Below are 13,415 nucleotides of genomic sequence, written 5' to 3'. Positions count from 1 at the left end.
CAGGGCGAGATTGGGTAAGTTTGGCTTTCTTGGTAGAAAAGCTCGTTGCCGTTTCTTCAGCCAGTGCCGATTTATTGGCTTTCATTAGCTCGTCGCTCACTCTTACCCAGCCGTCTCCTACTTCATGATTGGCGACCATTCTATAGAATGCCTGAATGAGTAACTGCTCGATATCGTTTTCTGTTTCATAGTAATAAATCTTATCGGCTTTTTTGGTCACCATGTTGGTGAATTCTTGCAGCTGCCGACTGATATTGACCTCGTTATGATGACTTTTGATCAATATTAGTAAAGGTTTGAGCTTGGCTTTGGCATTGAGATAGCTTAAATGCATTTGACTGACACCAGTATTTTGCGCCGTGCCATAGCTATCACCGATTATCATCAGCGCATAATCGCAAGCATCGATACACTGGCGACCATATAACGCCGCTTTGGGTAATTTGCTAGAAACGTCATAGGTTAAAAATGCGCGGCCTTGGAAAAACATCGCCACACTGTCTAAAACCAACAGTTGGTCGTTGTCAGCGCATATGACGTGAATATGATAGCGACGGTTTGACACAATCACCTCTAAGCTTATTAGTCATATAAATGAAAGTTATCTCAATCGATACCCAAAAACGATAGCATCAGAGCCTGTCTAATATTCTGTTTGGCAAATACTAGCCTAACATAATATTACGCGAATACGTTTAATTTATTGCTAATTCCACTAATATATTGCGGGATTATAACAGCTACCTTACTATTGCACAGGTAAAAAACCCTATTAGACTAAAACAAAAGGGCTTAAGGCGAAACAATATACTGTATACGAGACTGTTTACCCAATAAACGTTGCACCACAGCGCCGAGCTGCTCATCATACTTAGTCGCATAAAAAGTCAAAGCTGGCGGTATATCTATAGCGGTCGCTAGGCCACTTAGCGCTTCATTAGCTGATACTTTAACGGGTAATGCTAACAACTGATCTGCTATCAATAGCTGCTTAACGCGCTCAGCAATTGCATGTCCCGAATCGACAATATGTAGCGCTAACTGCTGCTGAGTAATTTCTTGGCGTAAAAAAGCTTTAAAAAATGGATAATGGGTACAGCCTAATACCAACTGATCGACGCCATCTTGCGAAAATTGCTGCAATTGCCGGCGTAAATCCTGAGCCGTTTTGCTGTCTTTAGGCATACCTGACTCAACCCAAGGGACTAAGTTTGGATCAAAGTATTTGGTGACTCTGGTGGCATGAGGAATGGCGACATTCTTAATGACGTCATTTAGTAGCGCACCGTTTAACGTCGCTTTCGTTGCCAATACGGCCACGTGATGAGTTTTACTGGCCAATACCGCAGGTTTTAAAGCGGGCACCAGACCGACAATAAGCAGCTGCGGATAATAGCGTCTAGCAGTCTCTAACGCATACGCCGAAGCACTATTACAGGCGATAACGATAAGCTTACAGCCTTGCTGATACAGCCATTCTACTGCGGCGAGCGTTAAGGCTTTAATGTCTTCACTATCGCGATTGCCATACGGTACATGCAAGGTATCGGCATAATAAACGTAACGCTCATGCGGTAATTGCTGAGCCAGATGTAAATAGACTGACAAACCGCCGACGCCCGAATCAAACAAGCCGATTGGCGCGCTGCGTTCCTTTTTAAGCGCGTTATTTATCACGCTACTATCATCAATAAATGTCGTTTTGTGCGTCTCAAGGCTATCAACAATATCAACACCATCAAGGCTTGTATTATCAGGCACTGCTTTTACGGCAACCTTCATTGCTATCTTACCGCCGTTCTTATATAAGTATTAAATATAGTCTATTATGAATCTGATGGCATTGATAACGTATAAGCGTTATCGCCACTTTGCAGCGTTAGTATCGTCTCACCTTCACACTCTGTCAATTCACCAATTTCTGTTAAATGATAAAAAGCGTTACGTCCAATCAATGCCTTTAAACCGTTTCTCACCATCATATAAGGACGAATTTGCGTAGAGCTTTCTGTACTTTCATTATCTTCTTTATTCTTACTTTTGCCAGAATGGCTATTGTCATCAGAGTCTTTCATTGTATAAGCACGCAAACTAATCGGATGTTCATCATCTAAACGCACTACATCGCCGGTGCTGGTCGTAAATTCCAGCCAGTTTTTACCTTGTTCTTCAATTATACCAACATCGTTAATCAGTAACGGCACATCTTCTACTTGAATACGCAGTTTTTGTACCGGCGTCTTTAAAAAATACTCAACTGCGCCATTTTTTTCTTCTTTCCATAAAATAGTGGCAAATAAATTGACCAATGACTGACGGGTCATGTGCCCGCCTTCGTGCCACCACTCGCCGTTGGCTTTGATGATTAAATTCATATCCGTTACTTGCTCAGGATGCCAGTTCTCAAGCGGCGGTATGGCGCGCCCTTCGCGTATACTTGGCGCTGACTTAAAATACTGACTCAAAGCATCCATACCATTTGGCGCAGACACCTTGTCATTCATGACTTTGAGGCTATCTTTATCATTAGAATTATCATTTTTATTATCGTCATTCATCATAAAATCCTTTATGTAGTAATCAAAGTTTGGCGCATCTATTATTACTATAAATTTTTGTTTCGGGTATGATGAAAGCCTATCGTCATTGTACCCCCATTATTTCCCTCTTACCTTAACATTGATACCCAGAAATGCGTATCGTGTTTGTAGGACTTTTCTTTTATAATGAGTAACGATTATTTATTTGCAATGGTTCAGTGGGTGTTGAATTAACAACACATTTTACGTTATGGGTGCTAGATTTTACGTCAATCTTTGTACGCTTAACGTCGTCAATTGATGCCGCAAAGACAGTTCTTATCGGGCAGCCATATGTCTGAGTAACGTTAGCGCCGCAAGCTTTATTATTCAATTGTTAAGCTAATGATGCCCTGAGATAAGCCACTAAAAGTTTAGGAGTAGGTATGCAAGAGCAAGACAATCAAAAGCCTGTTGTTGATAATGACACGGTTAGCAACGACGTTGTTAATAATGACACTGTCAGTAACGACACTGTAAATAGCGACATCGCACATACTGATGTAGCCGTAGAAGAAGTCGCCACTACTGAAGAAAGCGCTGCAACTGAGGCGACAGAAGTTGCCGCTGAGCCAGTGGAAGTCACTACTGCAACAGAAGCAACGCCCGAGCCAGCCGTAGAACCAGAAGCTGCTGAGCCTGAAATCGAACGTGAATCAATGGAATTTGATGTCATCATCGTTGGCGGCGGTCCTGCGGGTTTATCAGCGGCCATTCGTCTGCGTCAGCTTGCTATTGCAGCGGGCAATGATGAGTTCATGGTTTGTGTGGTCGAAAAAGGCTCAGAGTTTGGTGCCCATACCTTATCTGGTGCAGTCATTGAGCCGCGCGCTTTAAACGAGCTGATACCAGATTGGAAAGAAAAAGGCGCGCCACTAAACGTACCTGCCATTGAAGACCGCGTTTATATGCTCGGTTCTGCAACCAAATCAACCAAGCTTCCTGATTCTATCGTGCCTGCCAGCATGCACAATGAAGGCAACTACATTGTCTCATTGGGCAACGTCGTTCGTTGGTTGGCTGAGCAAGCAGAAGAGCTTGAAGTCATGATGTTCCCAGGCTTTGCAGCCGACGACATCTTATATAACGATGATGGTTCGGTAAGAGGGGTTTTGACCGGCGACATGGGCGTAGCTGCCAATGGTGAAGCCAAGCCAAGCTTTGAGCCAGGTTACGAGCTGCTAGGTAAATATACCATCTTTGCCGAAGGTTGCCGTGGACATTTGGGCAAGCGCCTCATCAGCCGTTTTGCGCTTGATAAAGACTCAGACCCTCAGCATTATGGTATCGGTCTAAAAGAGCTATGGGAAGTCAGCCCAGAGAAGCACGAGCAAGGCGTGGTGATGCATGGTTCAGGTTGGCCATTAACGGATACCGGCTCATCTGGTGGTTGGTGGTTGTACTTCGATGAAAACAACCAAGTCAGCTTTGGTATGGTCATCGACTTATCGTACTCAAACCCTTATATGTCACCGTTTGATGAGATGCAGCGCCTAAAACTTCATCCAGTTATTCGCAACGTCTTAGAAGGCGGCAAACGCCTGTCATACGGCGCGCGTGCGTTGACCAAAGGCGGCTTAAACTCCTTACCAAAATTCACCTTTCCAGGTGGCGTGTTGGTCGGTGATGATGCAGGTTTCTTAAACCCTGCCAAAATCAAAGGTACACACACCTCGATGAAGTCAGGTATGTTGGCGGCTGAAGCGATTTTTGAAGCGTTACAAGCAGGCCGTGAGTATGACGATGTGGTTGCTTATAGCACCATGTATAAAGAATCATGGCTGTATCAAGACAACTACGAAGCGCGTAACTTTGCCCCAGCCATGCACCGTATGGGTCAATGGATGGGCGGCGCCTTTACCTTTATCGAGCAAAATTTGCTTGGCGGTAAAATGCCTTTGACCATTCATGATAATAAAAGAGACTATGATCAGCTAGAGCGTGCGGCGCATGCTTATCAGCCAACCTATCCTAAGCCAGATGGTAAGCTGATATTTGATAAGCTGTCATCAGTCTTTATCTCCAACACCAACCATGCCGAAGACCAACCGACGCATTTGAAACTTACCGATCCTACGGTGCCTGTTTCAATTAACTTACCGCTATATGCTGAACCTGCGCGTCTGTACTGCCCAGCTGGCGTTTATGAAGTGGTGAAAGATGCCGAAGGTGCTAAGTTTGTTATCAATGCCCAAAACTGCGTGCATTGTAAGACCTGTGATATCAAAGACCCGTCACAGAACATTACTTGGGTAACGCCAGAAGGCGGCGGCGGTCCTAACTATCCAAACATGTAAATCATGTTTGAGATAACTATGGTTTAATAAAAAACCGCTCTTAATTCATAAGAGCGGTTTTTTTATGCTTGTAGCTTCAACAGCATAACTTTTCAGCTTACCAAAAAAATCTAATCAGTCCATGCATCACGGTTGGCTTCATCTTTTAGTTTCACAAAGTCATCGGGGTCAAATTTGATTTGCTCGCCGGTTTTGCCTTCTTTAATTTGTCTTTCATAATCACGCAAAATTCTAAGCGCCACTGGCGACAAGATTAAAATTGCTATCAAGTTGACGAGCGCCATGAGACCCATTGATAAGTCAGCGAAGTTCCAAATAGCAGGTAAGCTAGCAATAGCACCAACAAATACCATGCCCAAAACCATAAAACGGAAAATCATAATCATGATTTTGGCATTTTTTTCACCAGAGATAAATTCAAGATTAGACTCGCCATAGCTGTAGTTGGCAATGATAGAGGTAAACGAGAAGAAGAAAATCGCAATCGCTACGAAAATCACACCCATATCGCCCACATACTGCGACAGTGCCAACTGGGTTAATTGAATACCTTCTTGTTCGACATTTGGATCGACGACCCCTGAAAGTATAATAATCGCCGCGGTTGCCGTACAGATAACCAGCGTATCCATAAAGACACCGAGCATTTGCATAAAGCCTTGCACAGCTGGATGGTCAGGATGGCTTTTTGCCGTCGCTGCCGCATTGGGTGCTGAACCCATACCCGCTTCGTTCGAAAACAAACCGCGTTTGATACCGTTAATCATCGCCTGCGCAATACCATAACCAATCACACCGCCCGCCGCTTGCTCAAAGCCAAAGGCCGATTTTACGATCAAGGCAACGGCTGCTGGGAATTCGCTAAAGTTGGTGATAATAATATAAAGCGCCAACAAGATATAAAGAATCGCCATGACTGGCACGATTTTACCTGCAATACGCGCAACCGAGCGTAGTCCGCCAAATACCACTGGGGCGACGAGCGCGACCAGTATTAACCCTGTCATCCACGTTGGAACGCCAAACGCTTCATTGGTAGCCTGCGCAATCGTATTCGACTGCACGCCATTGAACGCCAAACCAAACGCAACCAGCAGACAAAGCGAGAAAAATATCGCCAGCCAGCGCTTGCCCAAACCTTTTTCGATATAGTAAGCTGGTCCACCGCGGTAAACATTGTCATTATGCGGCACTTTATAGGCTTGTGCTAAGGTTGACTCGATAAAACTGGTCGACATACCGACGAGCGCCGTCATCCACATCCAAAATACCGCGCCCGGTCCACCAAGATAGATAGCGATCGCTACCCCTGCTAGATTACCGGTACCGACGCGCGCTGCTAAAGACGTCATCAGTGCTTCAAACGAGCTGATACCGCCATCTTTACGGCCTTGGTTTGACACCCGTAATAACTGCCACATATGACCAAAGTGACGAAACTGAATAAAACGCGTAGCAACGGTAAAATATAGACCAGCCCCAATCAACACAAACATCAACAATCCGTACCAAGGATTGCTGGCGATTAACCAATCATTATTACCCCAGATAATACTAACGCCGTAATTCACGATGTTATTAAACCAGCCTGCTATGCCGTCACTCATACCTACTCCTCACTTACGTTTATAAATGTTACTTATTTTTATATAGAAAGATATTTAACTAATTATACCGCACATAATTCTGCTAAAAATCTCTACTAATAAGATACCGTGTGCATTCTATAGAGATTAAGACGCCTACTACTATCAAATTTGGTTATTAAATTAGAAAAACTATTTATGAAATAAATGTTACTTACTATTGAAGTCCTATAGAATGGAGAATGTAACAAATCAGTAGCATTGGTTAGACATTTAACGTACGATTTCAGTAATATTAAATGTTCTAAACCCTTATAGAAGTCTACTCTATTACCGACCACGTTTTTTAACTACGATAGAGTGGATTTTATAGATATTAGCATTCGGTTGATATTGACTTATTGGCATGAATGACTAACGTATTAACAACTTTAAGACTCTTGTCAGGAAGACGGGATCGTAAAAAGACAGCGGATTGTTGACCTTCATCGTTTTTCCTCGATAAATCCCCTTTTTTTTCTGCAAGACACTCTTAAAAACCCTAGCATTTATGATGTCGTTTATTTGATTAAGTCAGCTTAATGTTAAATAAATGACTACTAAATCTCTTTATGGCTGGTTCACGTTTTAGTATTTGGTTTTTATTATTTTTCATTTGTGCGCATTTTTTCAGCTAAGCTGTTGAGTCATTTTGTATGAATCGTCTATAGGATGGTTTTTTTATAGACACAATTTCGCTTGAAGCGATAGACAAGAATAACTCATTAAGCTCAAATCAAATATTATGTTTTTAGGCAAGACAAAAGGAGTTGTCCTATGGAAAACCACAACGATCCATCTGGTTATTGGCGTGCCAATATCCGTCTCATTATAGGTTGCCTCGTTATTTGGGCCCTCTGTTCATACGGTTTCGGTATTTTATTTCGTCCATTATTAACAGGGATTCGAATAGGCGGTACTGACCTAGGATTTTGGTTCGCTCAGCAAGGTTCCATTGGCGTATTTATCATTTTAATTTTCTTCTACGCATGGCGTATGAATAAGTTAGATAAACAATATGGTGTAGACGAGGAATAGCCCTATGAGTCAATTTACGATTAATATTATTTTTGTAGGTCTATCTTTCGCTTTATACTTCGGTATTGCATGGTGGGCACGCGCAGGTTCAACCAGTGAGTTCTATGTTGCTGGCGGCGGCGTGCATCCTGTAGTAAACGGTATGGCAACGGCTGCTGACTGGATGAGTGCAGCGTCATTTATCTCGATGGCAGGTATTATTGCTACTGGCGGCTATGCGGCCTCAACTTACTTGATGGGTTGGACGGGTGGTTACGTTCTACTGGCCATGCTGCTTGCGCCTTACCTACGTAAATTTGGTAAGTTCACGGTTCCAGATTTTATTGGCGACCGTTTTTATTCTAAGACCGCAGCGATGATTGCCGTGGTTTGTTTGATTATTGCCTCAACCACTTACGTTATCGGTCAGATGACCGGCGCTGGGGTAGCATTCTCACGCTTCTTGGAAGTGGATAATACCACCGGTCTGATTATTGCCGCGGTTGTTGTTTTCTTCTACGCCGTACTTGGTGGTATGAAAGGGATTACCTACACGCAGGTTGCGCAGTATATTGTTCTTATGATTGCTTATACCATTCCTGCGGTGTTTATCTCACTTGAACTAACAGGCAATCCGATTCCGGGTCTTGGTTTGTTCTCAAACCATGTGGAAGCCGGTATTCCTATCTTAGCTAAGCTTGATCAAATCGTCGTCGACTTAGGCTTTACCGCTTATACGGCTGACGTGCCAAACAAGCTAAACATGGTGTTATTCACTTTATCACTGATGATTGGTACCGCAGGCTTACCGCACGTTATCATTCGATTTTTCACCGTTCCTAAAGTTGCGGATGCGCGCTGGACAGCTGGTTGGACCTTGGTTTTCATCTCGCTACTATACTTCACTGCCCCTGCAGTAGGTGCAATGGCGCGTCTAAACCTAATCGATACCATCTATCCACAAGGTGTTGAAGAGCCTGCTATCGAGTACGATCAACGTCCAGACTGGATGAGAACGTGGGAAGACACGGGTCTTATTAAGTATAACGATTTAAATAACGATGGTCGTATCCAGTTCTATAGTGATAGCGGACTTGGTGCAGCTGAGCTCGCAGCAGCGGCTGCCACTACTGACGGCGGCGATGTTGCGGCAACGACGGCGGCGGTTGAAGAAGCAAAAGCTGAGCATGCTTTAGAGCGTGATGGTATCTTTGTCGATAGAGGCTGGGAAGGTAACGAGCTTGATGTCAACGCTGATATCTTAGTACTGGCCAATCCGGAAATTGCACAGCTACCAGGTTGGGTTATTGGTCTTATCGCCGCCGGTGGTTTGGCAGCAGCGCTTTCAACGGCAGCGGGTCTACTACTTGCTATCTCATCAGCGATCAGTCATGACTTGATTAAACGTAACTTAAATCCAAACATTACCGATGCAGGCGAGCTAAAAGTTGCCCGTATCACAATGGCGATTGCGATTGTGGTTGCAACATGGCTTGGTATTAACCCGCCAGGATTTGCCGCACAGGTTGTGGCACTAGCCTTTGGTATTGCAGGTGCGTCACTGTTCCCTGCGCTGATGATGGGTATTTTCTCAAAACGTGTTAACAACTTGGGCGCTATCGCTGGGATGTTGACGGGCTTGATTAGTATCTTGGTGTATATCTTTATCTTTAAAGGCTGGTTCTTTATCAGTGGTACAGCAAGCTTCCCTGATACAGAAGAGTATTGGTTGTTCGGTATCTCGCCACTATCATTTGGTGCGGTTGGTGCATTACTGAACTTTATCGTGGCATTTATTGTTTCTTATGCAACGACGCCACCACCAGCACATATCCAAGAATTGGTTGAAAGTGTTCGTTCTCCACGTGGAGCTGGCGGCGCAATCGATCACTAATCTAGACGATATTGTGTGCTATTCTTTGTAATCTAATCACTCACCGGCAGCAGCTGCTTGTGAGTGATTTTTTTATCTTTTTATGAATTGGTTTTAAATGCGCTGATGGCGTTAAGGAAAAATCTTATGCTTTTTGAGTTTATCGCCACCATAGCTGCCGGATTTGGTATGGCTGGGATAGCACTAATCATCACTCATCTCAGCAAACTGGCAGGAAAAAAAGCCCCAAGATGGCTGATTCCATTATTTGGGGCGATTGGTATTTTTGGCTTTCAAATCAGCCAAGAATATAGCTGGTTCGAGCAGCAAACTGCGCAGCTACCTAACGGCGTGCATGTGGTGAAAAAAGTTGAAGAGAATACTTGGTTTCGTCCTTGGTCATATATCAAACCACAAACCTTTCGCTTCATCGCCGCTGATAGCGGACACGCTCGCGCCAATGCCGATAATCCAGATGTTTATTTGGTTAATTTATATTTGTTTGAACGACGTCGAAGTGTGCAGCAAGTACCGCAAGTTGTTGACTGTACTACCCCTGCCCGCGCCGATTATGTATTGCAAGAGAAAAATAGTAAGCTGAACATTGATGAGCATGTGAAGCAAACCACTAAGTGGCGACCGTTAGAAAAAAATGATCCGTTATATATCAACGTTTGTATTAATAAAAATTAATAACGCATATTGATACTGGTATAAGCATGCTTTGAGTTTGCCCCCAATAATAAGCCGGCGCATAGTCCGCCAAAATGCGCCGCAAATGAGATACCTTGCTGCGGCATCAAACCTTGTTTGATGGTCAACCAGTAACCAGTTCCCATGACAATACAAGCAAGCAGATAACCCCAGCGCCGCGCAAATACTGCTCCGCCTATCATATAACCCAGCATCGCAAAACAAAGCCCCGACGCGCCGATATGAATCGACAACGGCGAACCGATAATCCAAGTCACCAATCCTGACGCCACGATCAATTTAATTACCGTACGATAAGCATTATTTTCAAAGAGTCCGAACAGAAATAAAATCTGTAATAACGTCAACGTATTGCCAAGTAAGTGAGAAAAGTTGCCATGCATCGTCCATGACGCAAAAACCCCAATCATACTGCCTAAATCTAACGCACGTGGCACAATACCAAAAACATTCCATAGTCCGAAAAATAGTGTCTCATTGAGAAAAAACATGCCCCACATCGGTATAAGAACAAACGCATATAAGCCGAAAACTTGCTTAACTCTGCGTGTTATTAAGCTAAATAATTGCTGCCACTTCATAACAAACCTTATCTCTTAAACCTTTGAATGTTATTAAAACCCTATTGCTCGCTCACAGAAGACCGTAGGCTTTTTACAGGCTTAAATGACAATGATGAGGTGTCTTCTTCTGCCGTTTATACACTCTTGGCATGCAGCAATGAGGTCGAATGATAAGGAACCAACGCCGTTGGCATAAAGTCACGCGCCGCATCAATATGTTTAACCGAATCATCAAAGAAGATATGTGGCGCAAAGGTTTTTAATACTGCCGTCTTTTCAAGTCCGCCCAAAAAGAATGCCATATCGAGATCGACACCCCAATCACGTAGTGTTTTAATAGCACGCAAGTCGGCAGGGGCATTTCGTGCCGTAACCAAAGCGATCTTCATAGGAGACGTATGCAATCTTGCAGGCAAACGCTCCTGCATTTTTGACAACTTAATCAATAGCTCGGCATAAGGGCCTTTTTCTATGGGCAAGTCACGCATTTTAGCTTCACGCTCATGAAAAGCGCGCAAGCCTTGTTGCTTATAAAGCAGCTCACCTGAATCATCAAATAACACCGCATCACCATCAAAAGCAATACGTAGCTGCTGCGTATCAAGCTCATAAGTATTGACCGGAGTGGCATCCAATATCGCACAAGCACAAATATTGGCATCTGCCACCTGCTGCGCATCATCACGATTGGTGGTCAAAAACAAATCCACATTAAAATCTTTAATATAAGGGGCAATAGGGCTTCCAGAGATAAATGCCGAGCGCGAAATGGTTAAGCCATGCTCACGAATCGCATTGAGCACTTGAATACCCGTATCCGGACTACTTTTCGAGACAATCACCACTTCAACCAGCGGTGTATCGACACCTGAACTCTGCCCTTCACAATCATGGCAATAATGATTTAAATTTAGCAACGCTTTAATAAGCGGATAACCGGCACCGATGCTGAGCGGATCGTTTTCACGTTCAGCCATATAATCACGGAATTCTTTAATCGCTTCGTGAGGTCGCTGCTGCAATAACGCTACCAAATGATTTTCAGATTCCGACAAATCAAATAAAGCCGTCGCTGATATCGCAACAATTAAGGTATTGGTAAAATCTACAGCCATATTTTCCTACTCATTTTTTTATATACAATAAATTTCGCTCTTATAAAGCAGTCTAGCAATTTAAGCCAAACCCGTAAGTAGGCTTTTGATTATAGTATTTTATCTTTGGCCATAAAAAACTCCGATTGAGCCACTTATGGTAATTACCCCCGCATAAGCTTCACTGTCTTAATATGCAAATTGCTTTCCAATATATTACTCACTCTATGGTTACACATTGTTACTACTTATCCTAAACTACCGTTTCTAAACTTTTGTAAAATTATTAAGGTATTAAATTCTAATTTATAACTTTTAGGTAGCTGATGATGCTAAAAAAAATTTTTAAACCCAGATATGTCAAATATGACCCGAAATATATTACCTTGAGCGATGAAGATCATGAAACCATAGAGACGATTACCAACGATATTCGTCTCTATGTCAAAAAAAGTAAAGCGCTAAATGACATTGACCACCATGTACGCGCTGTCCATGCCAAAAGCTATTGTGGTCTAAAAGCTAAGTTTGAAATACTGGATGATATTCCTAAGGAATACGCGCAAGGGCTTTATGCAAAGCCCGGTATTCATGATGCTGTCATTCGTTTTTCCAATGCCGCCGCCGCGATTAGCGCCGATAGAAGACTGGGATTAGGGCAAGGATTGGCTATTAAGATATTCGACGTGCCTGGTAAAAAACTGGCACCGGACGAGGAAGATAGTACTACTTTTGATTATGCGTTAGTCAATGGTCCTATATTTTTCACCAATAGCCTGAAAAACTACGCCTATCTTTCGAAATTAAATTTTGGCTTAAATGGTTATTTGGGAGATGGTTTACGGGGTAAAGGCAAGTTCGTGTTTCATTGGTTGACTAAATATGGGAAAGAATTCCCTGATATGGAAGGTCTACGCTCACTGAACGCCTTTAGAAAGCTAGCAACCATTCCACCCAAAAACGCTTGGTTATACGATTACTTCTCCCAAGGCGCTTTTCGTCATGGAGACTATATGGCAAAAATCAGAGTTACCCCTACCAAAGCGTCAATGGATAAAATTAAACGTACCAATATTCACTTATTTACCGAAGACGAAGCGATTCGGCCAGCTATCATTGAGGAGATTAAAGAACATGACTATCAATTTGAAGTACAAGTTCAACTTTGTCGTAATATCAAAAAACAACCTATTGAACAGCTAACCAAAGAGTGGAAAGAGTGTGATGCTCCATTTGTCACGGTCGCAACCTTGACCATACCTTGCCAAGACGTGCCTGATGACGGCAATCTTAAAGCAATAGAAGATTTGAGCTTTACCACTTTCCGCTGCTTGGAAGCCAATCGCCCTATTGGCGTCATACAACATTCTCGACTACGTGCTTACCAGGCCTCTTCTAAGGCTCGTCATGAGCATAATAACGCTAAGCGCAAAGAACCGACTAGCTTAAAAGAGGTTTTTAGCAAATCAGCGACCGAGTAATTACTTATGATGATAGTCTAAAGATAGTAGACAGAGCCATCATTATTGCAATCTAGCTTAAAGCAGCCAAAAGAAAACCCCCTTCTACATTAGCAGAAGGGGGTTTATCTTAAGAATAGAGAGCTGACGATGACCTACTCTCACATGGCCGGAGCCACACTACCATTGGCGC

General features: G+C 43.2%; 11 protein-coding genes. 5 read left to right on the top strand and 6 right to left on the bottom strand.

Annotated features, from left to right (window positions below):
* From V7D75_RS09820 to V7D75_RS09810, 3 genes are all read right to left on the bottom strand, one after another.
* On the bottom strand, nt 1–565 hold a 565-nt coding region (locus tag V7D75_RS09820; protein WP_333614417.1), incomplete at its 3' end, for a DUF4062 domain-containing protein.
* Nucleotides 566–792: 227 nt separating this feature from the next.
* The gene (gene murI / locus V7D75_RS09815) at nt 793–1,782 is read right to left on the bottom strand and encodes a glutamate racemase (RefSeq protein ID WP_333614416.1); all 990 of its coding nucleotides are present in this window, start codon (nt 1,780–1,782) and stop codon (nt 793–795) included.
* A gap of 44 nt (nt 1,783–1,826) precedes the next feature.
* A complete protein-coding gene (locus V7D75_RS09810; RefSeq protein WP_333614415.1) occupies nt 1,827–2,558 on the bottom strand; it encodes a DUF1285 domain-containing protein in 732 nt (243 codons plus the stop codon).
* Nucleotides 2,559–3,238: 680 nt separating this feature from the next.
* On the opposite strand from V7D75_RS09810, the gene V7D75_RS09805 reads away from it, so the two are divergent.
* Complete coding sequence (locus V7D75_RS09805; protein WP_333614429.1) at nt 3,239–4,876, top strand: electron transfer flavoprotein-ubiquinone oxidoreductase; 1,638 nt, start codon at nt 3,239–3,241, stop codon at nt 4,874–4,876.
* A gap of 110 nt (nt 4,877–4,986) precedes the next feature.
* On the opposite strand, the gene V7D75_RS09800 is transcribed toward V7D75_RS09805, so the two are convergent.
* Entirely contained in the window at nt 4,987–6,483 is a 1,497-nt protein-coding gene (locus V7D75_RS09800; protein WP_333614414.1) for an alanine/glycine:cation symporter family protein, read from the bottom strand.
* A 795-nt stretch (nt 6,484–7,278) separates the two neighbouring features.
* On the opposite strand from V7D75_RS09800, the gene V7D75_RS09795 reads away from it, so the two are divergent.
* The 3 genes from V7D75_RS09795 (at nt 7,279) to V7D75_RS09785 (ending at nt 10,084) form a co-directional block, all read left to right on the top strand.
* Nucleotides 7,279–7,539 carry a DUF4212 domain-containing protein gene (locus tag V7D75_RS09795; protein WP_068406957.1) on the top strand — a complete coding sequence of 87 codons (261 nt, stop codon included), beginning with the start codon at nt 7,279–7,281 and terminating at the stop codon, nt 7,537–7,539.
* Nucleotides 7,540–7,543: 4 nt separating this feature from the next.
* Nucleotides 7,544–9,412: a sodium:solute symporter family protein gene (locus V7D75_RS09790; RefSeq protein WP_068406954.1), complete on the top strand. Its 1,869-nt coding sequence runs from the start codon at nt 7,544–7,546 to the stop codon at nt 9,410–9,412.
* A 126-nt stretch (nt 9,413–9,538) separates the two neighbouring features.
* Nucleotides 9,539–10,084 carry a hypothetical protein gene (locus tag V7D75_RS09785; RefSeq protein ID WP_333614413.1) on the top strand — a complete coding sequence of 182 codons (546 nt, stop codon included), beginning with the start codon at nt 9,539–9,541 and terminating at the stop codon, nt 10,082–10,084.
* Here V7D75_RS09785 and V7D75_RS09780 read toward each other — a convergent pair.
* Together V7D75_RS09780 and V7D75_RS09775 are read right to left on the bottom strand one after the other, a co-directional pair.
* The gene (locus V7D75_RS09780; protein ID WP_333614412.1) at nt 10,081–10,686 is read right to left on the bottom strand and encodes a rhomboid family intramembrane serine protease; all 606 of its coding nucleotides are present in this window, start codon (nt 10,684–10,686) and stop codon (nt 10,081–10,083) included. The genes V7D75_RS09785 and V7D75_RS09780 overlap by 4 nt on opposite strands.
* 116 nt (nt 10,687–10,802) lie before the next feature.
* Nucleotides 10,803–11,783, bottom strand: a complete 981-nt coding sequence (locus tag V7D75_RS09775; protein ID WP_333614411.1) for a 5'-nucleotidase — start codon at nt 11,781–11,783, stop codon at nt 10,803–10,805.
* 305 nt (nt 11,784–12,088) lie between these two features.
* Here V7D75_RS09775 and V7D75_RS09770 point away from each other — a divergent pair, with 305 nt between their 5' ends.
* Nucleotides 12,089–13,243, top strand: a complete 1,155-nt coding sequence (locus tag V7D75_RS09770; RefSeq protein WP_333614410.1) for a catalase family protein — start codon at nt 12,089–12,091, stop codon at nt 13,241–13,243.
* Nucleotides 13,244–13,415: the final 172 nt, after the last annotated feature.

The sequence above is a fragment of the Psychrobacter sp. genome, assembly GCF_036731945.1.
Lineage (GTDB): Bacteria > Pseudomonadota > Gammaproteobacteria > Pseudomonadales > Moraxellaceae > Psychrobacter.
Note: the sequence above shows the minus strand (reverse complement) of the source record. Positions and strands in the feature narration are given on the sequence as shown.

Excerpts from the sequence above, each read along its gene's own strand:
- murI (WP_333614416.1), bottom strand. The coding sequence starts at position 1,782 with ATGAAGGTTGCCGTAAAAGCAGTGCCTGATAATACAAGCCTTGATGGT.
- V7D75_RS09810 (WP_333614415.1), bottom strand. The coding sequence starts at position 2,558 with ATGAATGACGATAATAAAAATGATAATTCTAATGATAAAGATAGCCTC.
- V7D75_RS09805 (WP_333614429.1), top strand. The coding sequence starts at position 3,239 with ATGGAATTTGATGTCATCATCGTTGGCGGCGGTCCTGCGGGTTTATCA.
- V7D75_RS09800 (WP_333614414.1), bottom strand. The coding sequence starts at position 6,483 with ATGAGTGACGGCATAGCAGGCTGGTTTAATAACATCGTGAATTACGGC.
- V7D75_RS09795 (WP_068406957.1), top strand. The coding sequence starts at position 7,279 with ATGGAAAACCACAACGATCCATCTGGTTATTGGCGTGCCAATATCCGT.
- V7D75_RS09790 (WP_068406954.1), top strand. The coding sequence starts at position 7,544 with ATGAGTCAATTTACGATTAATATTATTTTTGTAGGTCTATCTTTCGCT.
- V7D75_RS09785 (WP_333614413.1), top strand. The coding sequence starts at position 9,539 with ATGCTTTTTGAGTTTATCGCCACCATAGCTGCCGGATTTGGTATGGCT.
- V7D75_RS09780 (WP_333614412.1), bottom strand. The coding sequence starts at position 10,686 with ATGAAGTGGCAGCAATTATTTAGCTTAATAACACGCAGAGTTAAGCAA.
- V7D75_RS09775 (WP_333614411.1), bottom strand. The coding sequence starts at position 11,783 with ATGGCTGTAGATTTTACCAATACCTTAATTGTTGCGATATCAGCGACG.
- V7D75_RS09770 (WP_333614410.1), top strand. The coding sequence starts at position 12,089 with ATGATGCTAAAAAAAATTTTTAAACCCAGATATGTCAAATATGACCCG.